This window comes from Allocatelliglobosispora scoriae, assembly GCF_014204945.1.
GTDB lineage: Bacteria > Actinomycetota > Actinomycetes > Mycobacteriales > Micromonosporaceae > Allocatelliglobosispora > Allocatelliglobosispora scoriae.
Map to the genome: position 1 here is coordinate 1,821,385 of NZ_JACHMN010000003.1, position 23,220 is coordinate 1,844,604.

Genomic DNA, 23,220 nt, shown 5'->3' on the forward strand with positions numbered 1-23,220 from the left:
GAGGCCAGCGCTACACCTCGGGTATCGCCAGCCATACCTCGCGCTATGCCGCGCGAGCGTTATGTATTTGAATATCGGCATGACTCAACGACGTTGGCTAGTGACAGGCTGTTCCAGCGGGCTCGGTCGGGCGCTGGCCGAGAACCTCGCCCGGACCGGCGAGCAGGCGGTCGTCACCGCCCGCAACCCGGCGACCCTCGCCGACCTGGCCGAGGCCCATCCGGCGACGATCGCGGTCGCCGCCCTGGACGTCCGGGACGAGGCGCAGTGCCAGGCCGCCGTCGACCTCGCGGGGGAGCGCTTCGGCGGGATCGACGTGCTCGTCAACAACGCCGGCTACGGCCAGTTCGGCTCGGTCGAGGAGGTCTCCGAGCAGGAGGTACGCGATCAGCTGGAGACCAACCTGCTCGGACCGTGGCGGCTGCTGCGGATGGTGCTGCCGCAGTGGCGTGAGCGCCGGTCCGGCCACTCGATCCTCGTCTCCTCCACCTGCGGCTCGATGTCGCTGCCGGGGCTGTCGGCCTATGCGGTGAGCAAGTTCGCCCTGGAGGGGCTCGGCGAGTCGCTGGCGCTGGAGGCGGCGCACCTCGGGGTGAAGTCGACGATCCTGCAGCTCGGCGGGTTCGCGACCAGCTACGGCACGTCGCTCGTCGAGCCCGCGCGGCGGATCGAGGACTACGCCGTGGCCGAGGACGGCGTCCTCGCGGGCACCCGGGCGATCGCGGACTACGAGTTCACCACGCCGGTGGAGCTCTTCCCGCTGCTGGTGCGCAAGGTCGCGGCGATGGCGGAGCCGCCGCTGCGGGTGCCGTTCGGCCGGGACATCGAGGTCTATCTCGCCGCCGCGCTCCGGGCCAGGCACCAGGACTTCGAGCAGGCGCTCGCGGAGGGCCGGCACACGGCGGAGTGGGTCACGCCGTAACGCGGAGCAGCGCCGCCAGGGCCGGGTTGTCGATGTCGGCGCCGAGCAGCCGGGACGCGGCGAGCGCGGTCGGGTCGCCCAGCCGGTGCCGGTGCAGGTGGGCGCGGACGACGAACTCCCGCATCCCGGATCTCGCGGCGAGGGACGACAGCGCGGTGACGAGCGGCCCGGCCCGCCGCTCGTCGTCGCGGTCGAGCGCGGTGGTGATCGCCGCGTCCAGCACGTAGGCGTGCACCCACTGGTACCGGTCGGGCACCCGGCTGCACCGCGTCTCCGCCTCGGTGAGCCACGCCGTCGCCGCGTCGTGGTCGCCGCGCCGGGCGTGCAGCAGGCCCATGCCCCGGGCGGCCATCCCCTCCCAGCACGGGTCGCCGAGCCGGCAGGCGGTCGCCCAGGCCTGTTCGAGCCCGTCGGCCGCGCTCTCGGCATCGCCCGTCTGCAGGTCGAGCTCCGCCTGGAGCGCCTGCGGCCAGGGCAGGAAGGCCATCCAGCGCTGCTCGCGGATGAGGGCCAGCGACCGCGCCAGCTCGATCGAGGCCTGGCTGCGCTCGCCGCGGAGCAGGTGTGCGCGGGCCGAGATCGACAGGGACCATGCCTGCTGTCGGTGGTCGCCGCAGCGCTGCGCCCGCTCGACGGACTCGGCGAGCACGGCGAGCGCGGTGGGGTAGTCGCCGGTGTCGGAGGCGTTCATGCCGCGTACCCCCAGCAGGGGCGCGAGTTCGGCGTCGGTCTCGGCCATCGCCTGCGCCTTCGCCAGCCAGGTCTCGGCGGTCCGGTAGCGGCCCGCCTGCACCTCGACGAAGCCCAGCTCCCGGTGGGCCGCGACCGAGGTGGTCCGGTCGCCGGCCTCGGCGGCGAACGCGATCGCCTCGTGCAGCGCGAGCGCGCCCTCCTCGTCCCGGCCCCGGACCGCGTGGATCAGCGCACCGCCGAGCGCCCCCAGTGCCCGCGCCTGGAGGCTGATGTCGTGGCAGCCGGCGGCCTCGGCGACCGCGCGGCGCAGGCACTCCAGCCCGGCGTCGACGGCACCGGCGACGATCGCGGCCCGTCCGGCGTCGAGCTGGCTGATCGCGGCGGCCCGGCCGTTGCGCGGTGCGAGCCGGGGCGACCCGGTGGCCGTACCCGCCGCCTCCCGCAGCGCCGGTGACGCCTCGATGCCCAGCTCGCGCCGCAGCAGGTCCTCGCAGATCGCCACCTGCCGCTGCGCCGCGGTCCGGTTGCCCGCCGCCGCGAGGCAGCGCACCAGCCGCTCGTGGTTGCCCTCCTCCAGCGGGTTGCGCGCGACGGCCCGGGCCGCGTAGGCGATGGCGTCGTCGGCCCGTCCCGCCGCGAGCAGCACGGCCGCCGCGTGGCGCAGCCGTGCCTCGATCATCGCCGAGACGCGGTGCCGCTCCACCACCAGCCACGAGTCGAACTCCGGGCTGGACGCCGGATTCACACCTTCGAGCAGCTCACCCGCGGCGTCGAGGAGCAGGCCCGGATCGGCGGACTCGTCCGTGAGCAGCACCACGTCGACGTCGATCCCGGCGCCGAGCACCACCCCGACCGGATCGCCGCGCAGCGCGTCGGTCACGCCGAGCGCGCGGCGCAGCTCCGCGAGGGTCCAGCGCAGCGCGCCCAGCGGGTCGTCGGCCTCGCCGAAGAACAGCTCCGCCAGATGGGTACGCGTGGGCGGCCGCTCGGCGAGCAGGAGGTAGCAGAGCAGGGCCCACGCCTTGCGTCCGCGCGGCGACCGCACGGGCTGCCCGTCCCGCTCGATCCCCGGCGGACCGAGCAGCCGGATCGTCGTCATCGCGTCCACACCCCTCGCCTGCCTCGCCTCCCCTGCAGTATCCGCTCAGCGCCTCCGGCCGACCGCCTCCAGGTAGGTCGAGGGCGCGGCGACCGTGCCGTCGTCGGCCCGGTTGAACTCGCGGGCCACGTCGGCGAGGTCGGCGGCGAAGCTCGCCAGGTCGTCGGCGTTCAGCGTGCCCGACAGGCGGGTGATGGGGCCGTAGTGGTCGCGGAACCACTGGGAGAAGTGCTCCGGCGAGTGGTAGCAGAAGGTGAACTCCCGCTCGACGAGGCCGGTCCACTCCACCCGGTCGCCGAAGAGCTCGGCGAGGTGGTCCGCCGTGCCCCACTGGGTGGCCGGGCGGACACCGGCGGGCGGCGGCGCCCACCTCCCGACGGTCCGGAACAGCCGGCCGACCATCCCGGTGGGCGTCCAGCTCGCCAGGGCGATGGTGCCGCCGGGCGCCGTCACCCGGACCAGCTCGTCGGCGGCCCGCTGGTGGTCGGGGGCGAACATCACGCCGACGGTGCTCAGCGTCAGGTCGAAGGAGCCGTCGGCGAGGGGCAGCTGCTCGGCGTCGCCCTCGGTGAAGGTGACCGGCAGGTGCTCGGCGGCGGCGCGTTCCCGCCCCTGCTGGAGCAGGTTGACGGCGTAGTCCACGCCGGTCGCGACGGCGAACCGGCGGGCGGCGGCCATCGCGGCGTTGCCCTGACCGCAGGCGACGTCGAGGACCCGCTGCCCCGCGCGTACGTCGGCCGCCTCGACGAGCAGCTCGGCGATGATCTGCAGGGTGTTGCCGACGCGGGGGTAGTCGCCGGTCTCCCAGCCTGCCCGCTGCGCCTTCTTGATCGTCTCGAAGTCGATGATGGTGCTGGTCATGGTCTTCTCCTCAGGTGCACCGCCGTCTCAGCGGTTGACTCAGGCCAGCAAAGCCCGCCGCCGTGTGACGCACCGTGTGATGCCCCGGCTTCTCGGCCGCCTATGCTGAACCGGACACGGATCCGACCCATCCTTCCGACGATCGGCAGCGCATGAGCCAGCTCGAAGACATCGCCAAGCAGGACAACTGGCGCTGCTGGGTGTGCGACGAACCCGTCGACAGGACGGCGTCGGCCAACGACCCGCGCGGCCCCAGCGTCGACAGCCGCACCACGGCGAAGCTGAAGAAGGGCGCCACCGACTACGCCGGTGGCGAACGCCTGGCACACAAGCGCTGCAACACCCGCAAGGGCGCGGTCACCCCGGTGATCCCCTGGCCGTCGACGATCATGCTGGTCGAGCCCGCGCCGCTGATCGCGGTCGCCGAGCGACTGGACCGCAAGGGCGGCCGGGAGGTCGTCGTGCGCTGTGCCGACCGCAAGTCGGCCGATCAGACCGCCGCGTGGCTGGTGGACCGGTTCTCCCGGCTCGCGCCCGGGATGCCGGTCGAGGCGAGCGTCGAGCCCGGCGGCGGCCAGTTCCTGGTGGCCCTGACCACCGCCCGCCGACGCTGACCAGCGCGTTCGCGGGCGATGATTGTGTAGCGTCTGTCGTCGATGCGACCATTGCCCGGTGTTCCCACTGCGACGCCACGGTTGGTGGCTCATCCCCGAGTTATGCGCGGTCGCTGCCCTCGCGACCGGCCTGATCTACCTACGTCCAGGCGGCCTGCCCAGCCGGCTGGACACCCTCGCACAGACCACATTGGAGCGACTCGCCCCGGCTGAGCTCGAGCTCTTCGACGTGCAGGGGCACGGCGGCGAGGCCAAGGTGATCTGCGCCGTCGAGTCGTTCGCCACCGAGCCCGCGACCGTCGAGCGGGTCGAGGACGTGCGGGTCATCTACGCCCACTACCTCTGCGCGCTGGCCCAGCCGAACACCGCCTGGGACTACGCGACCCGCAGCGAGGGGCCGGTGGTGATCAGCCTGACGAACCCGCCGACCGTCCGGATCGCACAGTCCGGCGTCGGTTACCCCGACCGCGTCCGGGCCATGATGCCGGACGCCCTGGAGGCGCAGGCGTTCGCCGGTTTCAGCGATCGGCGCAGGCCGAGCGCCCTGGTGGTCCGTTACCACGACGAGGTCTCTTAGCGGCATTGCCGTGGGAGCGCTACCATGCGACACTTTCGATGTCTAGACCTATCAAGCGGGCTGGGAGTCGACGCAAGAGCGCACATCCTCGGGTGTGCTGAGAGGGCTTGCCGTGGTCTGTCCTCCGGCCCGTTGGTTGACGCGCGTCAGCACCCCTTGCTGGTCGATGTCCTTGAGCGCCTGTCCCCGCACTCGATGGCGTCGACCTCCCACCAGTAGGAAGGACAGACGGTGAGACACAGACGCCAGATTCTGGCGAGCCTGGTCGCGGCGGTCCTCACGGCGAGTATCAGCTTCGTCGTGATGCAGACATCTCCGGCACAGGCCCACGGTGTAACGATGGTCCCGGGCAGCCGCACCTGGCTGTGCTACCAGGATGGCCTGCGGGCCAACGGTTCGATCGAGGCCTACAACCCCGCCTGCGCCGCAGCCATCGCCGCGAACGGCACCACCCCGCTCTACAACTGGTTCGCGGTGCTCCGCTCCGACGCCGGCGGCCGGACCACGGGCTACATCCCGGACGGCCAGCTCTGCAGCGGTGGAACGGGCGGGCCCTACAATTTCAGCGCCTACAACGCCACCCGGACGGACTGGCCGCTGACCCACCTCACCACCGGGGCCAACATCCAGTTCCGGCACAGCAACTGGGCGCAGCACCCCGGCACGTTCTACCTGTCGATCACCAAGCAGGGCTGGAGCCCCACGACTCCGCTCGCCTGGAGTGACCTGACCGACTTCGCGAGCGTCACCAACCCGCCGGTGAGCGGGGGTCCGGGCGCGCTGAACTACTACTACTGGAACGCCCAGCTCCCGACCGGTCGCAGCGGCCGGGCGATCATCTACATCCGGTGGGTGCGCTCGGACAGCAACGAGAACTTCTTCAGCTGCTCCGACGTCAACTTCGACGGCGGCAACGGCGAGGTGACCGGCGTCGGCCCGAACCAGACCCCGCCGCCGTCGCCGTCGGTGTCCGCGTCGGCCTCGCGCTCGCCCTCGGCCTCGCCGTCGGCGTCGCGTTCGGCATCCGCGTCGCCGTCGCCGTCCGCGTCGGCGTCCTCGTCTCCGCCGCCGACCGGCGGGGGAGCGTGCACGGCGACCTACGCCCTGACCAACTCGTGGAGCAACGGGCCGACCAGCGGCGGCTTCCAGGGCGGGGTCACGGTGCGCAACAACAGCACCAGCGCCACTCTCAACGGCTGGACCGTCAAGGCGACGTTCGCCAATGGACAGACGGTCACGCAGTCGTGGGACAGCGTCTACAGCCAGAGCGGCGGCGTGGCGACCTTCACCAACGCCTCCCATAATCCGACCATCGCGCCGAGCGGCACCCGCACGTTCGGCTTCCTCGCCAACTGGACCGGCAGCAACACCGCACCCAGTCTGACCTGCACGAGTCCGTGACACCGGCGCGGGCCGCGGCGCTCCTGCCGCGGCCCGCGCGTCACGCGGGTTCCAGCTCGCGCAGCAGGTCGGCGACGCGGCGCAGCGCCGTGCGGACCCGGGCCGTGAACGCGCCGTCGTTGAGCAGGATCATCGTCTCGCCGCCGAGGAACGCCAGCCCGACGAGGACGGCGAGGTCGCCGGCGGTGAAAGGCCCCAGCGAACCGAGCCGGGCCTCGGCCTCCCGGGCGACGGTCTCCAGGAGGTCGATCCAGCCCTGGAGCATCGCGAGCACCTGCTTCGCCACCGCGTCATCGGACCAGCCGGCCGCGACCATCTCCTGCAGCACCCGGACATAGCCCGACGCCAGGTCGTCGTCGAGGAAGTCGCAGGCCTGCTCGTAGCGCTGCCACAGCGGGACGGTCGCGGCGTACATCGTGCGCTGGCGGCCGACGAGCAGCCGGTTCTCATGGTCGAGCAGGGCCAGCACCATGCCCTGTCTGCCGCCGAAGTGGTAGTGGATCTGGCTCAGCGGCACCCCGGCCCGGTCGGCGACCTTGCGGGTGGAGAGGTTGGCGTAGCCGTCCGCGAGCAGGCACGACCGCGCGGCCTCCATGATCCTGGTCGATGTGTCGGTCGCCAACGACGCGCTCCCGTCGGAGAAGGCATTGCTCGGTCGATCGACCGAATGCTAGCACCGCTCGATTCGGTCGATCGACCGAAACGTGGTGAAGGGGCCGCCGGATGCGGGCGCGGATCGCGGATGCCGAGGGCTTCGTCGAGCACGACGGGGTGCGAATCCACTACGAGGTCTTCGGCGAGGGGGAGACCACCCTGCTGCTCATGCCGACCTGGACCATCATCGACAAGCGGTTCTGGAAGGGGCAGATCCCCTACCTCGCCCGGCACCACCGGGTCGTCGCCTATGACGGTCCGGGGAACGGGGGGTCCGACCGGCCGCTGGAGCCGTCCGCCTACGGCCAGGAGGCCCAGGTGGCGTACGCGATGAAGGTCCTGGCGGCGACCGCGACGGACCGTGCGGTGCTGGTCGCGCTCTCCAAGGCGGCCAACTGGGCCCTGGACCTGGCGGCGAACCACGCGGACCGGGTGAGCGGGACCGTCCTGATCGGACCGACGGTCGCCTTCGCCGGCCCCGGCGCCGCCCGCACCGTGGCCGGGAAGCCGGAGCTCACGCCGTCCCGGGTGCCGTTCGTCGAGGTGGACCCGTCCGAGCACTGGGCGAAGTACGACCGCGACTACTGGCTCGCCGACTACGCCGACTTCGCCTGGTTCTTCTTCGGACAGTGCTTCCCCGAGCCGCACTCGACCAAGCAGATCGAGGATGCCGTCGGCTGGTCCCGGCAGACCACCGCCGAGGTCCTCATCGCCGACAGCCATGCGAGCAGGCCGGACACCGCGACGCTGACCGAGTGGTGCGGCCGCATCACGAGCCCGATGCTGCTGATCCACGGCGACCACGACCTGATCAGCCCGGTTCGCCGCAGCGAGCTGATCGCCGAGCTCACCGGCGGCGACCTCGTCGTGATCGAAGGCGGCGGCCACATCCCGCTCGCCCGCGACCCGGTCAAGGTCAACCTGCTCATCCGCGAGTTCGCCGAGCGGACCGCGGTGCCACCGCATCGGCGCCGCACCTGGTCGCGGTGGCGGCAGCGGCCCAAGCGGGTGCTCTACCTGTCGTCGCCGATCGGCCTCGGGCACGCGCGCCGCGATGTCGCCATCGCCCGCGCGCTGCGCGAACACCATCCCGACGCGCGGATCGACTGGCTGGCGCAGCACCCCGTGACGAGGGTCCTCGAGGCCGCCGGGGAACTGGTCCACCCGGCGAGCCGGCACCTCGCCAACGAGTCCGCGCACTTCGAGGCGGAGGCGGGCGAGCACGACCTGCGCGCCTTCGAGGCGCTGCGCCGGATGGACGAGGTGCTGCTGGCGAACTTCATGGTCTTCCACGACCTCGTGCGCGACGGCGGCTACGACCTCGTCATCGGCGACGAGGCCTGGGATGTCGACCACTTCCTGCACGAGAACCCCGAGCTCAAGCGCTTCGCCTACGCCTGGCTCACCGACTTCGTCGGCAACCTGCCGATGCCCGAGGGCGGCTCGCGGGAGGAGCTCGTCGCGGCGGACTACAACGCCGAGATGATCGAGCACATCGCCCGCTACCCGAGGATCCGGGACCGGGCCGTCTTCGTCGGCAACCCCGACGACGTGGTCGACGGCAGCTTCGGCCCCGGGCTGCCGGTGATCCGGGACTGGACGCGGGCGCACTACGACTTCGCGGGGTACGTCACCGGCTTCGACCCGGCCGCCGTCGCCGATCGCGCGGCGCTGCGGTCCGAGCTCGGCTACGGCCCCGACGAGCGGATCTGCGTGGTGACGGTCGGCGGATCCGGTGTCGGCGGGCACCTGCTGCACCGGGTCGTGGCCGCCTTCGACGAGGCGGCGCGACGCGTGGCGGGACTGCGGATGATCGTCGTCACCGGACCGCGCATCGACGCGGCGACGATCCCGGCCCGGGCGGGTCTCGAGGTGCGCTCCTTCGTCCCCGACCTCTACCGGCACCTCGCCGCGAGCGACCTCGCGATCGTCCAGGGTGGACTCACGACCTGCATGGAGCTGGCCGCGGCGGGCCGCCCGTTCCTCTTCATTCCGCTGCGCAACCACTTCGAGCAGAACTTCCACGTGGTGCACCGGCTCAGCCGCTACGGCGCCGGACGCCGCCTCGACTATGCGGACCTGTCGCCGGAGGTGCTCGCCGGTGCGATCGCGGCGGAGATCGGGCGCGAGACGGACTACCGGCCGGTGGAGACCGACGGTGCGGCCCGCGCCGCGGCGCTCCTCGCCGACCTGCTCTGATCGAGCGTCAGGGAGATCTTGAATGATTTCTGCTGCCCTGGCAGCAGAAATCATTCAAGATCTCCCAATCCGGCTTGGATGAGGTCGGCCGCTCGGCGGACGTCGGCGGTGACCGCGTCGCGGATCCGGTCGGTCGGCTGTGTGCCGTCGAGGTGCTTGCGCAGGCTGGCGGCCTGGATCTGCCAGAGACCGAGCAGCGCGATCGCGGCGATCTGCGGTTGCGGATCGTCCGCCTCGACGCCCGCCCGCTCGGCCAGCCGTGCGGCGGCGGCAGCGGTGAGCTCGTCGGCCACGTCGCGCTGGTGCGCGCGCAACGACGGGGTGGCCCGCATCAGCTCGCCGAAGCGCAGCATCGCCCGGGCGGCCCCGACCGGATCCTCCTGCGCGCCGAGCCAGCCCATGATCTGCGCCAGCTCGCGGTCGAGGATCCGCAGCACCGCCGCCACGGGGGAGCCGTCCGGCTCGTCGAGGCCGCTGAGCAGGGCCTCCCTCGTCGTGTCCCAGCGGTCCAGGACGAGGCTCTCCTTGGTCGGGAAGTAGTTGAAGACGGTCTTTTCCGAGACGCCGCAGGCCCGGGCCACGTCGGCGACGCGCACGGCGTCGAAGCCGCGCTCCAGGAACATCTCGGTGGCGGTGTCGGAGAGCTGCTGGCGCATCAGGCGTTTCTTGCGCTCGCGCAGGCCCTCGCCGGGTGCCGTGTCGGCGGCGGTGCCGAGCCCTGTCCAGTCGACCGTGCGTGCGCTCACGGCAGCCAGCATACCTGCCGCCGCTAAATATTTTCTGCTACTGTAAATTTCATGCAACGGAAAAAATCATGAACGCGGTGCTGGTGGTGGCCGGGATCAACGCCGCCTTCGCCGGGCTGCTGGCGGGGGCGGAGGCGACGGTGACCTTCGGCGTACGCCCGGCGTTGGGCCTCCTGGACGACGGGCCGCACCTGCGGGCTCGGCAGGCCCTCGTGCGCAGCCTGCGCGTCTTCGTGCCGTCGCTCTTCCTGCCGACCGTGCTCTCGTCGATCGCGGTCCTGGTGCTCGGCGGCGGATCCGGTGCCCGGTGGGCGGCGATCGTCGCGCTGCTCGCGTGGACCCTGATCACCTTCCTCGGCACGGTCCCCGTCAACCAGGCGATCCTGACCTGGGACGCAGACGCGCCACCGGCCGACTGGCGAGCGCGCATCCGGCGGTGGGAGCCGCTCGACCTGGCCCGGACCGTGCTGGCGGCGCTGACCTTCGCGCTGCTCGTCGCAGCCCTGGGCGGCTAGGGCGCGTCGGTGTGGCCCGCCCGGAGCTCGATGCGGGTGATGCCCCGCTCCGGGCCGCGCCTGCTCGTCCAGACCGCCCCGACCGGCTCGGTGCGGTCGATCGTCCACTCCGTCGGCGGGGTCTGCGTCTTCGCGGCGATCCGCTGGATCACCGCGTCGATCGCGTCGGCCGGATCGGCCCGGGTGCCGCCGAGGTAGAGCGCGACCCGCAGCAGCCCGCCGTCGAGCGGCTGGTAACCGGTGATCGTCGCGGTGTCGGTGCTCTCCTGCAGCCGCTCGGCGAGGCCGGCCACGACCTGGCCCGCCGACTGCTGGTCGTGCCCGCGCAGGTCGGCGACGAGCCAGACCCTCGTCTCCAGCAGGCCCGCGAGCTCGGCGAGCTCGGCCTCGGTGAGCTCCTCGCCCTCGCCGAGCAGCTCGGCCGGCTCGTCGTCGCCCGGGTGATCGTCGACGTCCCACGCCTCGACCAGGGTCCATTCGATCGCCGGCACCGGGCTCTCCGCCGTCCCGAGCACCGCGTAGGCGGTCGGGCGGGCAGCCTTGACCTCGACGGCGCCCGGTGGCACGCCGAGGCGCGCCAGGACATCGGTGACCACGGTGGCGTAGCTGTCGTCGGAGCCGTCGCCGAGCCAGCGGGGGTCCGTCGCGTGGACGAGGACGTTCCAGCGGCCCGGCCGGTCCGCGTCGGGGCGGACCGCCTGCACGGCACTGTCGAGCCGGGCGGTCGCCTGCTCGACGATGCCCCGGCACCGCTCCTCGTCGTCGGCGGCCACGATCATCGTCACGATGGCGAGCAATTCGTCGGTCATCTGCGTCCGCCGCCCGGGTTGTGGGTGAGTTGCCCGTCCCGGGAGACATTCACATGCGTGCCGTCACCGAAGACGTCTTGCAGCGTACCGGAGCTGTGACCAGGCTGCACGTCCCACTCCCAGGCGTCGCCGCCGCGTCCGGGCCCCTTGACCCAGAGGTTGCCGTAGTCGTCGCGGTAGCCCTTCTGGCCGCCGACCATCTCGCTCTGCGGGTTCTCCGGCTGCCAGCGTTTCGGCGGCACGAACGGGATCGGCCCGTCGGTCGGCAGCTCCAGTCGGTCCGCACCGGCCTGGAACCGCGGATTCTCATAGCGTTTCGCCGCGTCACCGGCGAGCTTGTTGAGCTTGCCGAGCGCCTCGTTGACCTTCGCCGGATTGGTGTAGTCGATCTTCCGCAGCGTGTTGGTGATGTCGTCGAGCTTGTCGAGCGGGAGGTGCTCGAAGCGGGCGAGCAGCTTCGCGAGCTTCCCGCCCTTGCCGAACAGGTCGCCCGCATAGGGGATCATCGACAGCGCGGAGAGGCCCGCGCCGCCCCAGTCGCCGCGGAAGAGGCTGATGACGCCGGAGACACCGTCGGAGATCGGGGTGGGGTCGAAGATCCCGACGATGTCGGCGATGAGGACGACCAGATCGGTCGCGCCGAGGGCGCCCTCGCTGGTGAGCTCCGCGATCTCCAGGTCGTCCGGCGAAGCCGCGGAGTCTGCGTCCGCCGTGCTGGCCCGGCGCTGCTCCTGGGCGTTGCGGAGCAGGGCCTCGCTCTGGGTCCGCAGCAGCGTCGCGGCGGTGCCGAGGGCGGGCAGGAGCGCGGTCTGCCAGTCGCTGCGCATCAGCTCGGCGTCGTCGCCCTCCCAGCCGCCGTGGTAGAGCGCGCCGGAGATGGTCGAGCCGAGGACGTCGAGGCTGTCGGCACCGGCTCGCAGCTGCCCGGCCAGCAGGTCCAGCCGGTCCGGATCGGCTCCGATGTAGAGTCCCACGGCGCGAACGTACCAGTCCGTCGATGCTCGCGATGCCCCGTCACGTTTTGCAGCAAAGCGTGGCCTCGCACAGCCGAAATGGCCACGCTTTGCTGCAAAACGTGACCGGGGCTAGAAGACCGGTACGCCCTCGCGGACCAGCCGCCAGTTCTGCGTGAAGAAGTCGGCCGGGTCGATGACGCCCAAGGCCATCGCCCAGTCGATGAGCAGCTGGCGGATCTCCTGCTGCGCGTTGTAGACCTGCGGTTTCACGATGCCCGGGAAACCGCCGCCGCCACTGCGCCGGTAGTTGTTGACCGCCACCACGAACTGCTCCGCGTCGCCCACCGGGGTGGTCGTCCCGGCGTGGTTCAGCACCGTGATCCGCTGGCCCACCGGCTTGCTGATGTCGATCTCGTAATCGACACCGGAGATGGTGTCGTAGTTGTAGTCCGGCACGGTCGGCTCGCTGATCGCGGCCGGGTCGACCGGCGCACCGACGGCGAGGGTCCGGAAGTACTTCGCCGAATACTCCAGGTAGGCGCGCACCTCGGCACCGCTGAGGACCACCGCCTCCAGGGTGTTGTCATAGATGTAGAGCCCCGCGACATCCTTGATCTTCACGTCCCCGGCCGGGAAGAGCGCGGTCCGGCTGAAGGGCGCCGCGATCGACAGCACCGGCAGGCCCGCCTGCGGAGTGCCGGCCAGCGCCGCCGTCACCGTGTCGGTCTGCACCTTGTTGATGAAGTCCAGGATCGGGGTGTCGAGGTAGCGGGACTTCTCCGCCGACAGCTCCACGGTCGAGGCGGCCACCACCTGGTTGATGTAGGCGACGGTCTTGTTGTGCTGCGCCAGCACCGCCGCGACGACCTTGGGGTCCTCGACCACGGTGTTGGTGTTGAGCATGGTCGCGTGCTTGCCCGTCACCCGCCAGCGGCCGCGCTCGCGGCTGAGGGTGAAGTCCATCCTGGTCACCCGCTGGCCCCACTTGGACGGCTCGGAGAGCAGCACCTGCTCGCCGGTCGCGGTGTTGACGACGAACTTCTCCACCACCTCGTTGTGCGCGTGGCCGAACAGGATCGCGTCGATCCCGGGCACCTGCTGCGCGATGAGGGCGGTCGGGTTCTCGTTGGGCAGCTCCGGGCCATAGCTGGAGGTGCCGCTGTCGCCGCCGTGCGCCGAGATGATGATGACGTCGGCGCCGTGGTCGCGCATGATCGGCACCCAGCGCGCGGCCGTCGCCACCAGGTCGTCGAAGCGCAGCACGCCTTCGACGTTGGCGCGGTCCCAGATCGCGACGCCGGGGTTGGTGAGGCCGAGGATGCCGACCCGCAGGGACGGGGCGCCAGGTCCGAGCGAAACCTTCTTGATGGTGTACGGCGTGAAAGCCGGCTTCCCGTTGCGGACCTTCACGGCGTTGGCCGCGAGCGCCGGGAACCCGAGCTGCCGGATCCACAGGTCCAGCAGCGGCAGCCCGTAGTTGAACTCGTGGTTGCCCAGCGTCACGGCGTCATAGTCGATGATGTTCATCGCCCGCGCCATCGGGTGCCGCTGGCCGGTCGACGTGATCGGCTCCTGCTTGGCGTAGTAGGTCGCGAGCGGCGTGCCCTGGATCGTGTCGCCCGCGTCGAGGACCAGGGTCGCCTTCCCCTTGCGCTCGGCCCGGACCTGGTTGACGAGGGTCGCCACCTTCGCCACGCCGACGTCGTTGTGCGCGCTGTCGTCATACTCCTTGTCGCGGTAGTAGTCCCAGTTGAAAACGTTCCCGTGCGTGTCCGACGTCCCGAGCACGGTCAGGTCGTAGGTCTTCGGCCGGCCGTGGCCGCCCGCGTTCGCCGGTGTGGCGGCGACGAGCGGTCCGGCGACGACCGCTGCGGCGGCGCCGGTCAGCAGTTGTCGCCGGGACGGCGTTCCGGAGGGAGAGGTCATGTCTCGCGCCTTTCCAGGGGGTGCGCCCGATAGGGTTTCCGTCCCGCACCCTAGCCAAACAGGTGAGGGCCACGCCACCCGAACGGCGCCGGTGGCATCAGGTGCTTCGGGCTACTGTGACGCCCATGCGCCGTAGCCTCAGGCCACTGTTCTTCGCGGGAGCGACCGCGCTCGTCTCGTGCGGCCTGCTGGCGCTGGCGGTGCGGTTCGGCTGGCTCGGCGCGGATGTCGGGCGTGGCGCCAACTTCTGCGAGGCGGCGCAGGACTCGCTCGTCCGCCAGCCGGCCAACTCGTTCAGCAACGTGGGCTTCGTCGTCGCCGGGCTGCTGATCGCCTGGCACGCCGGTCGACGCGAGCAGATCGGATCGGCGCTGGCGGCGCATCGCGCCCTCGCCACGGTGGTCGCCTGCCTCGTCGTCTTCCTCGGACCCGCGAGCGCCGCCATGCACGCCACCCAGTCCGCTGCCGGCGGGCACCTCGACATGGCGAGCATGTATCTCGTCGCCTCCTTCGCCGCCGCCTACTCCGGGATGCGCTGGTGGCGGGGCGGCATCCGGCTCTTCGCGGCGCTCTTCGTCGGCGGGGTGGTGTTCTGCGAGCTCGTCGGGGTGTGGAGCACCGAGCTGCCGGTGGTGAACTACTCGGGCAACGCGGCGTTCGGGCTGCTGCTCATCACGGCGGTGGTGCTGGAGACGCTGATTCGGCGCCGGGGCGGGGTGAGCGCCGTGGGGGCGTACGCGTGGGTGGCGCTGGCGTCGATCCTGACCGCGTTCGCCATCTGGAACGCGACGAAGACGTGGCTCTGCGACCCGCACTCGCTGATCCAGGGCCACGCGATCTGGCACCTGCTCTGCGCGGTGTCGGCCTACTACGCGTACCGCTACTACGCCAGCGAGCAGGTCGCCCCCACCCCTGAATTTTAATGCTGGACACGCCGAGGATTCCGCAACAAAAGTCAGGATCGACGTGCCGGGCAGTGTCGATCCTGACTTTTGTTGCAGTTGGCGCGGCGTGTCCAGCATTAAAATTCAGGGGGGATGGCATTGAGCCATTGACATGTCACCCCGGTCGCCGCGTAGGATTCGGCCTCGGAAAGCGCTTTCCGCACATCTCCCCCCACCGCGGGCGACCCGGCCCGCGGTGTCGACCGTCGCGCCCGCCGTGGGCGGGCGCCGGAGAGATCCGAGGAGAACGACATGTCCGATCCGGAACGCCCAGCTGGATCCCGTCCCACCCACCGACGCGCCACCACCTGGCGGATCACCCTCGCCGCCGCGACCGCTGCCGCCACCACCGCCGCCCTGCTCGGCTTCACCGGTTCGGCCAGCGCCGCGGTGCTGTTCACCGACGACTTCGAGGACGGCAACGCCACCGGCTGGTCCACCTCCGGCGGCAGCTGGTCCGTGGTGAGCGACGGCTCGTCCGTCTACCGCCAGACCAGCACCAGCGCCGACGCCAAGTCCCTGGCCGGCCAGGCCGCCTGGACCGACTACTCCGTCGAGGCGCTGGTCGTGCCGATCGCCTTCAACGGCAGCAACCGCAGCCTCGGCGTCGCCGCCCGCGTCCAGAGCACGTCCAGCTTCTACTCCCTGGTGCTGTCCAACGCCGGGCGGGTGGAGCTGCGACGGGTCTCCGGCGGCGGCGTGACCGCCCTCGCCACCGCCGCCACGCCGGTGGTGTCGGGCACCGCCCGACGGCTCCGGCTGGAGACGAGCGGCACCGCCCTGCGCGGCTACGTCGACGGCGTCCACCTCGTGAGCACCACCGATACCGCCTTCGCCTCGGGCCGGGTCGGCCTGGTCGCGTCCTACGCCAGCGGCTCCTTCGACGGCGTGCAGGTCTACACGGGCGGGACACAGCCGAGCCCCTCGACCTCGCCGTCCGCCTCGGCGAGCACCAGCACCAGTCCGCCGCCGCCGATCCCGCCGGGTCAGGCCGACGGCTTCGCCTCGGTCAACGCGCTGGGCCGCAACGGCACCACCGGCGGCGCGGGCGGCACCACCGTCACCGTCACCACCGCCGAGGAGCTGCGGGACTACGTGGGCCGCGCCGGTCCCTTCGTCATCCGGGTCGCCGGGAGCATCGCGCTCGGCAGCATGGCGACCGTCGTGGCCGACAAGACGATCGTCGGGGTCGGCTCCAGCGCCCAGATCACCAGCGGTGGCCTGCAGCTCGGGTCGACCACCCGCCCCGGCAACAACGTGATCATCCGCAACCTCACCTTCCGCGGGGCCTCGGACGACTCCGTGAGCGTCACCAACGCCGCGCACCACGTGTGGATCGACCACAACGAGTTCTTCCCCGCCTATGACGGGTCGCTCGACGTCAAGCGGCAGTCCACCTTCGTCACGGTCTCGTGGAACGTGTTCCACGGCACCGACAAGAGCATGCTGCTGGGCCACTCCGACGGCTACGCCGGGGACATCGGCTTCCTGAAGGTCACCTACCACCACAACCTCTTCGACGGCTCCAACCAGCGGCACCCGCGCGCCCGGTTCGGCGAACCGGTGCACGTCTACAACAACCACTACCTCAACGTCGGCCTCTACGGCGTGGCGTCGACGATGAACGCCGGGCTCGTCGTCGAGGGCAACTACTTCGAGAACGTCGCGTTCCCGTGCTACTCCGCCAGCGGCTACGCCGACAGCGAGCCGGGGCGGCTGGTGCAGCGCGCCAACGCGTTCGCCAACTCCGGCACGTGCGAGGCGAACGGGTCCGTGGCGGAGCCGGGCGGCTGGTACGCGTACACCCTGGACAGCGCGGCCACCGTGCCCGCGCGCGTCTCGGCCGGTGCCGGTGTCGGGCGGATCTCGTGAGCCCCCGGCGGCGCAGCCGGACCGGGTGGGCAGCGATCGGCGCCGCGGCGCTGGCCTGCGCGCTCGCCGCGACGATGAGCCTCGCCGCAGCGGCGAGCGCGGCCACCCTCTACAGCGACGATTTCGAGGACGGTGACTCGGCCGGCTGGTCCACCTCGGGCGGCAGCTGGTCGGTCGGCACCGACGGCTCGCGGGTGCTCCAGCAGTCGGGCACCAGCAGCGACGCCCGTGCCCGCGCGGGCTCGGCCACGTGGACCGACTACACGGTCTCGGTGCGGGTGAAGCCGACGGCGTTCAACGGCAGCAACCGCTTCGTGGCGGTACTGGCGCGGGCGCAGTCGGCGACGAGCTACTACTACCTCGCGCTGCGCTCGGCCAACGTGGTCGAGCTGAAGAAGCTGGTCGGCGGCGCCTCGACGACGCTCGCAAGCACCTCGGTGCCGGTCTCGACGGGCACCTGGGTGACGCTGAGCCTGCAGGTCGCGGGCTCGTCGCTGCGCGGCACCGTCAACGGCGGCAGCGTCCTGACCGCGACCGACACCCAGTTCGCGACCGGCCAGGTGGGGGTGGCGACCTACTACGCCGGCGCCGCCTTCGACGACGTCACGGTCACCGACGCGGTGGTCGGCTCGCCGTCACCGTCCACTCCGAACAGTCCGTCGCCATCCACATCGGCCAGTCCGCCGCCGCAGCCGCCGGCCGGGCAGGCCGACGGCTTCGCGTCGGTCACCGCGCTCGGGCTCAACGGGACCACCGGCGGCGTCGGCGGCCCCACGGTCACCGTCACCACGACCGCCGGGCTCCTGGCGGCGATCGACACCACCGGGCCGCTCGTCATCCGGGTCCAGGGCACGATCAACATCACGAGCAAGCAGGGGGTACGCCCCAACAAGACCATCGTCGGCGTCGGCACCACCGCCGTGGTCAACGGCGGCGGGTTCGACTTCTACCGCTCGTCCAACGTGATCGTGCGCAACATCAGGTTCACCAACGCCGAGGACGACGCCATCAACGTGGGGCAGAACTCGCACCACATCTGGCTCGACCACAACGAGTTCGTCAACCCGGTCGACGGGTCCATCGACATCGTCCGGGGCGCGGAGTATGTCACCGTGTCGTGGAACTGGTTCCGGGGCACCGACAAGTCCATGCTGATCGGCCACTCCGACGGCGCGGCGGCGGAGGACGTCGGGCACCTGAAGGTGTCGATCCACCACAACTACTTCGACGGCTCCGTCCAGCGCCACCCCCGGGTACGTTTCGGCGAGCCGGTACACGTCTACAACAACTACTTCCGCGCGAACACCCTCTACGGCGTGGCGTCGACGATGAACGCGGGCGTGCTGGTGGAGGGGAACTACTTCAGTGGGGTGCCGTTCCCGTGCTACTCGGCCGGCGGCTACGCCGACAGCGGTCCGGGGCGGCTGGTGCAGCGGGGCAACATCTTCGTCGGCTCCGGTCCGTGCGAGGTGTCAGGGTCCGTGACGGAGCCGTCGGGCTTCTACGCGTACACATTGGATAATCCGGCGATCCTGCCGACGACGGTGCCCGCCGGAGCGGGGGTGGGCCGGATCTGATCCGCGGCCGCGCCGTCCCTGTTCGGGGGCGGCGCGGCGCTCTGTTCGCGGGTGCCGGGAATATTCATGTTTGAACGCATGCAACAAACCTGCACATGTTTACGCTTGTTAATGGAAAGCGCTTTCCGTTAACGTGTGATCCGCGTGGCTCGCTCTCAACGTCGAGAACGAGAAGTGCACATGGGGGCGGTCGGCATACCGCCCTCATCTTCTGCCTTGGGTGGTGTGATGGCGCAACGGCTCGCGCTTGTGGACAAGACCAAGCCATATCCGCTCGCGGTCGCGAGCCCGACCGATTTCCGCTGGTCAGGCGAGATCGAGGTCGATCCGCAGCTCGTCGTGACCGACCCGGGATACAGCCTCTACTGCCTCGATCACGACAACCGCCGCGCGCTGTTCACACGGACCGGCACGGACCTGAGCCGAGTGCCGTTCCTGTTCCAGACCCAGTACGCCGACGCCACCGACCTCGTCGCGCTCTCCTACGCGGAGCTGCACGCGCTGCGGACACCAGCCGAGCCGAGCGGCGTCTTCCTCTACTCCACCGGCCGGTGCGGTTCGACCCTCGTCGCCGCCGCCCTCGCCGAGTGCGGCGGGCTGACCGGGCTCTCCGAGCCGGACGTGCTGACCCAGCTCGTCATGCTCGGCCGCCGGATCGGCGAGCCGGAGCTGCGGGAGCTGGCCCGCAGCTGCGTCCGGGTGCTCGCCCGGGGCAGGCCGGTCGTGATCAAGCCGCGCAGCTTCGTCGTCGAGCTCGGCTCGCTGCTGCACGACGAGTTCCCGCACTTCGCCTCCGTCTTCCTCTACCGGGAGCCGCAGGCCTGGGGCGAGTCGGCGGCGCGGGCCTTCGACGGCTACGACCCGGCCCTGGTCAGCGACCCCGGTGGCGTGCAGGACCGCCTCGGCGTGCTGATGCCGCTGCTCGCCGAACGGCGTCGGCGCCTGCGCCGCCTGCTCACGGCCGAGGAGGTGCTCGCGAGCATGTGGGTGTCGCATGTGGAGCACGCGATGGCGCTGCGGCACCGGGGAGTCGACCTGTTCACGACGAGCTACGAGGAGATCGCCGCCGATCCGCAGGTTGTGCTGAGCGCGCTCTTCCAGCACTGCGGGCTGCCCGCACCCGCCGACCTCGACGAGATCCTGGCCCGGGACTCCCAGTCCGGCACACCGCTGTCCCGGGCGGCGACGTGGAGCGACGGGCGTACCCCCAGGTTTGACGAGACCGCGCTGGCGCGGGCCGTCGCCGACCTGTGGATCGAGACGCTGCGGGTCGAGACGCCGCGGTTCGCGACGCTGCGGTGAGGACCCGCGACCTGCTCGGGAGCGGCACCCGGCTCACCGTCCAGATCATCCGCCGCGAGCCGCGGCTCTTCCTCGTCTCCCTCGGCGGGGCGTGCCTGGTGGTGGCGCTCTCCATCGGCAGCGCCTTCGTCATCGGCGCGATCGTGGCGGACGTGGTGGCACCGATGCTGGACCGCCGGGAGGTCGACGCGACCCTGCTCGCCGGGGCCGCGGCGGCCCTGGTCGTGCTGAGCCTGCTGAAGGTGGTCGGCATCTTCAGCCGCCGCCTCGGCGCCGTCTATCTCCAGCAGAGCCTCCAGGCGCGCCAGCGCAAGGAGATCGTCCGCAGATATCTCAGCCTGCCGCCCGCGTGGCACCGAGACAACCCGACCGGGACGCTGCTCTCCACCGCGTCGTCGGATGTCGACGCCTCGTCGTCGCCCGCCGGGAGCCTCGCCTACGCCGTCGCGACCGTGCTGCTGCTCGTGGGCGCGCTCGTCGCCCTGTTCGCCGTCGACTGGACGCTCGGCCTGGTCGGCCTGGTGATCTTCCCGACGCTGCTCGCGGTCTTCGCCACCTATTCGCGCCGGGTGGCTCCCCGCTTCAAGCACTCCCAGGGGTTGCGGGCGCAGGCCTCGGCGCTGGCGCACGAGAGCTTCGACGGTGCGCTGACGGTCAAGGTGATGGGCCGCGAGGAGCACCAGACCCGGCGGTTCGCGGCGACGATCGCCGAGCTGCGCGAGGGGCTGATCTCGATCGGCCGCTCCCGGGCCTGGCACGACCCGGTCATCGACACGCTCCCCAACGTGGGCACGATCGCCGTCCTCGTCGTCGGTGCCTGGCGCTGCCAGCAGGGCGTGATCGACCTCAGCGACCTCACCACCGCCGCGTTCCTCTTCGCGCTGCTCGACATGCCGATCCGCGCCATCGGGTGGCTGCTGAGCGCGATGCCCCGGGCGGTCGCGGGGTGGGACCGGGTCGCGAAGGTCCTCGCCGCGACGGGCGAGATGCCCTACGGCACGGTCGGCGTCCACGGCGGCGCGGCCGAGATGAGCTTCCGGCAGGTCTGCGTGCGATCGCTGCGCGAGGTCTCCTTCCGGGTCCCGCCCGGCCGGGTCGTCGCGCTGGTGGGACCGACCGGCGCGGGCAAGTCGACCCTCGCGGCGGTCGCGGGCCGGCTGCTCGACCCCGAGTCGGGATCGGTCACGCTCAACGGGGTCGACGCGCGCGAGCTCACCGCCGAGGCCTTCGCCGCGACCGTGGCGCTCGTCCCGCAGGTCCCCTTCATCTTCGCCGACACCGTGCGCGCCAACCTGACCCTGGAGCGGCCGGGCATCGACGACGCGGCGATCTGGGAGTCGCTCGGCGTGGCCCAGGCCGACGGGTTCGTCCGCGAGCTCGCCGACGGGCTGGAGACGAAGCTCGGCGAGCGGGGCGTCATGCTCTCCGGCGGCCAGCGCCAGCGGTTGGCGCTGGCCCGGGCCCTGGCCGGCCGGCCGCGGCTGCTCGTGCTCGACGACGCCACCAGCGCCGTCGACGCGGTGGTCGAGGCGGCGATCATCGCGGGCCTCCGGTCGCGCAGCGGGCAGCCGGCGATGCTCGTGGTGGCGACCCGCCGCTCGACCGTCGCGCTCGCCGACGAGGTGGTCTACCTGGACGGGGCGACGGTCGCGGCGGTCGGTTCGCACCGGGAGCTGATGCTCACCGAGCCCGGGTACCGGGACCTGCTCGCCGCCAACGACCGGCGGGTGCGCGCGTGAGGGGTGACGGCGGGATGTGGCACACGCTGCGACGGGCGATGCGCCTGTCACCCGAGCTCTACCAGGGCCTCGCGGTGACGCTGCTGCTGGCGATCGGCATGACCGCCGGTCGCGCCGCGGCCCCGGTCGCGGTGCAGCAGGGCATCGACCAAGGGCTGCGCGGTCCGACCGGCCCGGACTTCGGGGTGGTCGCGGTCATCGGCTCGGTCGCCCTGGCCGTCCTGGTCTTCTCCATGATCTGCGGGTACGCCATGATGCTGCGCCTGTTCCGCGTGAGCGAGACGGCACTGGCGACGGTCCGGGTCAAGGTCTTCCGCCACATCCACGACCTGTCGATCCTGCGGGTGGAGTCCCAGCAGCGCGGCGCCCTCGTCTCCCGGGCGACCTCCGATGTGGACCAGATCACCACCTTCCTGCAGTGGAACGGCGTGGTGCTCTTCATCTGCGTCGGGCAGACCCTCGTCACCGGGGCGGTGATGGTCGCCTACTCGTGGCAGCTGACGCTGGTCGTGCTGGCGGTCTTCGCGCCGGTCGTCTGGGTGGTGCGCGCGTGCATGCGCAACCTCGCCGCCGCCTACGGCGCGGTGCGGGAACGATCGGCGGAGATGCTCGGTGTCATCGCCGAGAGCGTCGTCGGCGCCGAGGTGATCCGCTCCTACAACGCCGCCGACCGGACCGTCGACCGGCTCGATCGGGCGGTCGACGCGCACCGCCTCGCGGGGCAGCGGGCGTCGCGGCTCACCGTGACGGCGTACTCGGTGGGGGAGCTCGCGGCCGGGGTCGCGCTCGCGGCGACCGCGGTGATCGGGGTGCTGCTCGGGGTCGCGGGGCGGATGACGGTCGGCGAGATCGCCGCGTTCCTCTTCCTCGTGGCGCAGTTCGCGCTGCCCGCGCAGGTCGCCGGGGAGATGCTCAACGGGCTGCAGAACGCGGTGGCGGGGTGGCGGCGGGTGCTCGACATCCTCGACGTGGCGCCGGATGTCACGGAGCCCGCCGATCCGCTCGACCTGCCGCCGGGGCCGATGGCGGTGCGATTGCGCGGCGTGGGGTTCCGCTATCCGCAGTCGACGGGCGAGGTGCTGCACGGCATCGACCTCGACATCGCGGCGGGCAGCCGGGTGGCGGTCGTCGGGCAGACGGGTGCGGGCAAGACGACCATCGCCAAGCTGGTCACCCGGCTCGTCGACCCGACGCAGGGGCAGGTGCTGCTCGGTGGCGTACCGCTGGAGCGGGTGCGGCTGCGGTCGCTGCGCGAGCGGGTGGTGCTGGTGCCGCAGGAGGGCTTCCTCTTCCGGGGCACGCTCGCCGAGAACATCGGGTTCGGCCGCCCGCTCGGCGAGGACGACGTGACCGCGATCCTGGCCGAGCTCGGGCTCGCGGACTGGGCGGCGGGCCTGCCCGACGGGGTGAACACCGTCGTCGGCGAGCGCGGCGAGGGGCTGAGCGTGGGGGAGCGGCAGTTCGTCGCGGTGGCCCGGGCCCATGCGACCGGTGCGGACCTGCTCATCCTCGACGAGGCGACGAGTGCGGTGGACCCGGCGAGCGAGGTACGCCTGCGTACCGCCATGGACCTGCTCTCCCGCGACCGGACGACGGTGACGATCGCGCATCGGCTGGCGACCGCCCGCAGCGCCGACGAGGTGATCGTCATCGACGACGGCCGGGTGGTCCAGCGCGGCAGCCACGACGATCTCGTCGCGGTGGCGGGCTCGCCCTACGCCGCGCTGCACGCCGCCTGGCTCACGAGCGAGGGCGCCCTGCGCTGACCTCTTAGCACCAACTCTTCAAGAGTTGGGGCCTTTGAGCCCCAACTC

General features: G+C 71.6%; 19 protein-coding genes. 12 read left to right on the forward strand and 7 right to left on the reverse strand.

Annotated elements, in window-relative coordinates; all coding sequences use genetic code 11:
- Positions 1-100: 100 nt before the first annotated feature.
- Complete coding sequence (locus tag F4553_RS34415) at positions 101-922, forward strand: SDR family oxidoreductase (protein ID WP_312875497.1); 822 nt, start codon at positions 101-103, stop codon at positions 920-922.
- Here the strand turns inward: F4553_RS34415 and F4553_RS34420 are convergent.
- Positions 912-2,714: an AfsR/SARP family transcriptional regulator gene (locus F4553_RS34420; protein ID WP_184844903.1), complete on the reverse strand. Its 1,803-nt coding sequence runs from the start codon at positions 2,712-2,714 to the stop codon at positions 912-914. The genes F4553_RS34415 and F4553_RS34420 overlap by 11 nt on opposite strands.
- A gap of 45 nt (positions 2,715-2,759) precedes the next feature.
- Positions 2,760-3,575 (reverse strand): class I SAM-dependent methyltransferase, encoded by an 816-nt coding sequence (locus F4553_RS34425; RefSeq protein WP_184844907.1) that lies wholly within the window; start codon positions 3,573-3,575, stop codon positions 2,760-2,762.
- A 152-nt stretch (positions 3,576-3,727) separates the two neighbouring features.
- Between F4553_RS34425 and F4553_RS34430 the strand changes: the two genes are divergently transcribed.
- From F4553_RS34430 to F4553_RS34440, 3 genes are all read left to right on the forward strand, one after another.
- Positions 3,728-4,189: a hypothetical protein gene (locus tag F4553_RS34430; RefSeq protein WP_184844910.1), complete on the forward strand. Its 462-nt coding sequence runs from the start codon at positions 3,728-3,730 to the stop codon at positions 4,187-4,189.
- Positions 4,190-4,247: 58 nt separating this feature from the next.
- Entirely contained in the window at positions 4,248-4,766 is a 519-nt protein-coding gene (locus F4553_RS34435) for a hypothetical protein (RefSeq protein ID WP_184844913.1), read from the forward strand.
- Between the two features lie 231 nt (positions 4,767-4,997).
- Positions 4,998-6,167, forward strand: a complete 1,170-nt coding sequence (locus F4553_RS34440) for a lytic polysaccharide monooxygenase (protein ID WP_312875498.1) — start codon at positions 4,998-5,000, stop codon at positions 6,165-6,167.
- A gap of 40 nt (positions 6,168-6,207) precedes the next feature.
- On the opposite strand, the gene F4553_RS34445 is transcribed toward F4553_RS34440, so the two are convergent.
- Positions 6,208-6,789, reverse strand: a complete 582-nt coding sequence (locus F4553_RS34445) for a TetR/AcrR family transcriptional regulator (protein ID WP_184844916.1) — start codon at positions 6,787-6,789, stop codon at positions 6,208-6,210.
- 101 nt (positions 6,790-6,890) lie between these two features.
- On the opposite strand from F4553_RS34445, the gene F4553_RS34450 reads away from it, so the two are divergent.
- Entirely contained in the window at positions 6,891-9,020 is a 2,130-nt protein-coding gene (locus F4553_RS34450; RefSeq protein WP_184844918.1) for an alpha/beta hydrolase, read from the forward strand.
- A gap of 50 nt (positions 9,021-9,070) precedes the next feature.
- On the opposite strand, the gene F4553_RS34455 is transcribed toward F4553_RS34450, so the two are convergent.
- On the reverse strand, positions 9,071-9,766 hold the full coding sequence (locus F4553_RS34455) for a TetR/AcrR family transcriptional regulator (protein WP_312875499.1): 696 nt from the start codon (positions 9,764-9,766) through the stop codon (positions 9,071-9,073).
- 68 nt (positions 9,767-9,834) lie between these two features.
- On the opposite strand from F4553_RS34455, the gene F4553_RS34460 reads away from it, so the two are divergent.
- Positions 9,835-10,281 (forward strand): anthrone oxygenase family protein, encoded by a 447-nt coding sequence (locus F4553_RS34460; RefSeq protein WP_184844923.1) that lies wholly within the window; start codon positions 9,835-9,837, stop codon positions 10,279-10,281.
- Here the strand turns inward: F4553_RS34460 and F4553_RS34465 are convergent.
- The 3 genes from F4553_RS34465 to F4553_RS34475 form a co-directional block, all read right to left on the reverse strand.
- Complete coding sequence (locus F4553_RS34465; protein WP_184844926.1) at positions 10,278-11,090, reverse strand: hypothetical protein; 813 nt, start codon at positions 11,088-11,090, stop codon at positions 10,278-10,280. The two genes, F4553_RS34460 and F4553_RS34465, sit on opposite strands and share 4 nt — an antisense overlap.
- Entirely contained in the window at positions 11,087-12,064 is a 978-nt protein-coding gene (locus F4553_RS42650; RefSeq protein WP_184844929.1) for a polymorphic toxin type 17 domain-containing protein, read from the reverse strand. Before F4553_RS42650 ends, F4553_RS34465 begins: the two co-directional genes overlap by 4 nt.
- Positions 12,065-12,175: 111 nt before the next feature.
- Positions 12,176-13,972, reverse strand: coding sequence for a bifunctional metallophosphatase/5'-nucleotidase (locus F4553_RS34475; protein ID WP_184844932.1), 1,797 nt, complete (start codon positions 13,970-13,972; stop codon positions 12,176-12,178).
- A gap of 125 nt (positions 13,973-14,097) precedes the next feature.
- Here F4553_RS34475 and F4553_RS34480 point away from each other — a divergent pair, with 125 nt between their 5' ends.
- From F4553_RS34480 to F4553_RS34505, 6 genes are all read left to right on the forward strand, one after another.
- Positions 14,098-14,895 (forward strand): ceramidase domain-containing protein, encoded by a 798-nt coding sequence (locus tag F4553_RS34480; protein ID WP_221470596.1) that lies wholly within the window; start codon positions 14,098-14,100, stop codon positions 14,893-14,895.
- 273 nt (positions 14,896-15,168) lie between these two features.
- Positions 15,169-16,788, forward strand: coding sequence for a pectate lyase family protein (locus tag F4553_RS34485; RefSeq protein WP_184844936.1), 1,620 nt, complete (start codon positions 15,169-15,171; stop codon positions 16,786-16,788).
- Positions 16,785-18,365, forward strand: coding sequence for a pectate lyase family protein (locus tag F4553_RS34490; RefSeq protein WP_312875500.1), 1,581 nt, complete (start codon positions 16,785-16,787; stop codon positions 18,363-18,365). The genes F4553_RS34485 and F4553_RS34490 overlap by 4 nt, the downstream gene beginning before the upstream one ends.
- Positions 18,366-18,593: 228 nt before the next feature.
- Complete coding sequence (locus F4553_RS34495; RefSeq protein WP_184844938.1) at positions 18,594-19,667, forward strand: sulfotransferase family protein; 1,074 nt, start codon at positions 18,594-18,596, stop codon at positions 19,665-19,667.
- Positions 19,664-21,406 (forward strand): ABC transporter ATP-binding protein, encoded by a 1,743-nt coding sequence (locus F4553_RS34500; RefSeq protein ID WP_312875501.1) that lies wholly within the window; start codon positions 19,664-19,666, stop codon positions 21,404-21,406. The genes F4553_RS34495 and F4553_RS34500 overlap by 4 nt, the downstream gene beginning before the upstream one ends.
- A 14-nt stretch (positions 21,407-21,420) precedes the next feature.
- Positions 21,421-23,172: an ABC transporter ATP-binding protein gene (locus F4553_RS34505; protein ID WP_184847285.1), complete on the forward strand. Its 1,752-nt coding sequence runs from the start codon at positions 21,421-21,423 to the stop codon at positions 23,170-23,172.
- Positions 23,173-23,220: the final 48 nt, after the last annotated feature.

What these genes read in the sequence shown, in the direction of transcription:
- F4553_RS34420 (WP_184844903.1), bottom strand. Translation starts at nt 2,714, where the DNA reads ATGACGACGATCCGGCTGCTCGGTCCGCCGGGGATCGAGCGGGACGGG.
- F4553_RS34425 (WP_184844907.1), bottom strand. Translation starts at nt 3,575, where the DNA reads ATGACCAGCACCATCATCGACTTCGAGACGATCAAGAAGGCGCAGCGG.
- F4553_RS34430 (WP_184844910.1), top strand. Translation starts at nt 3,728, where the DNA reads ATGAGCCAGCTCGAAGACATCGCCAAGCAGGACAACTGGCGCTGCTGG.
- F4553_RS34450 (WP_184844918.1), top strand. Translation starts at nt 6,891, where the DNA reads ATGCGGGCGCGGATCGCGGATGCCGAGGGCTTCGTCGAGCACGACGGG.
- F4553_RS34460 (WP_184844923.1), top strand. Translation starts at nt 9,835, where the DNA reads ATGAACGCGGTGCTGGTGGTGGCCGGGATCAACGCCGCCTTCGCCGGG.
- F4553_RS34465 (WP_184844926.1), bottom strand. Translation starts at nt 11,090, where the DNA reads ATGACCGACGAATTGCTCGCCATCGTGACGATGATCGTGGCCGCCGAC.
- F4553_RS34475 (WP_184844932.1), bottom strand. Translation starts at nt 13,972, where the DNA reads ATGACCTCTCCCTCCGGAACGCCGTCCCGGCGACAACTGCTGACCGGC.
- F4553_RS34480 (WP_221470596.1), top strand. Translation starts at nt 14,098, where the DNA reads ATGCGCCGTAGCCTCAGGCCACTGTTCTTCGCGGGAGCGACCGCGCTC.
- F4553_RS34485 (WP_184844936.1), top strand. Translation starts at nt 15,169, where the DNA reads ATGTCCGATCCGGAACGCCCAGCTGGATCCCGTCCCACCCACCGACGC.
- F4553_RS34495 (WP_184844938.1), top strand. Translation starts at nt 18,594, where the DNA reads ATGGCGCAACGGCTCGCGCTTGTGGACAAGACCAAGCCATATCCGCTC.
- F4553_RS34505 (WP_184847285.1), top strand. Translation starts at nt 21,421, where the DNA reads ATGTGGCACACGCTGCGACGGGCGATGCGCCTGTCACCCGAGCTCTAC.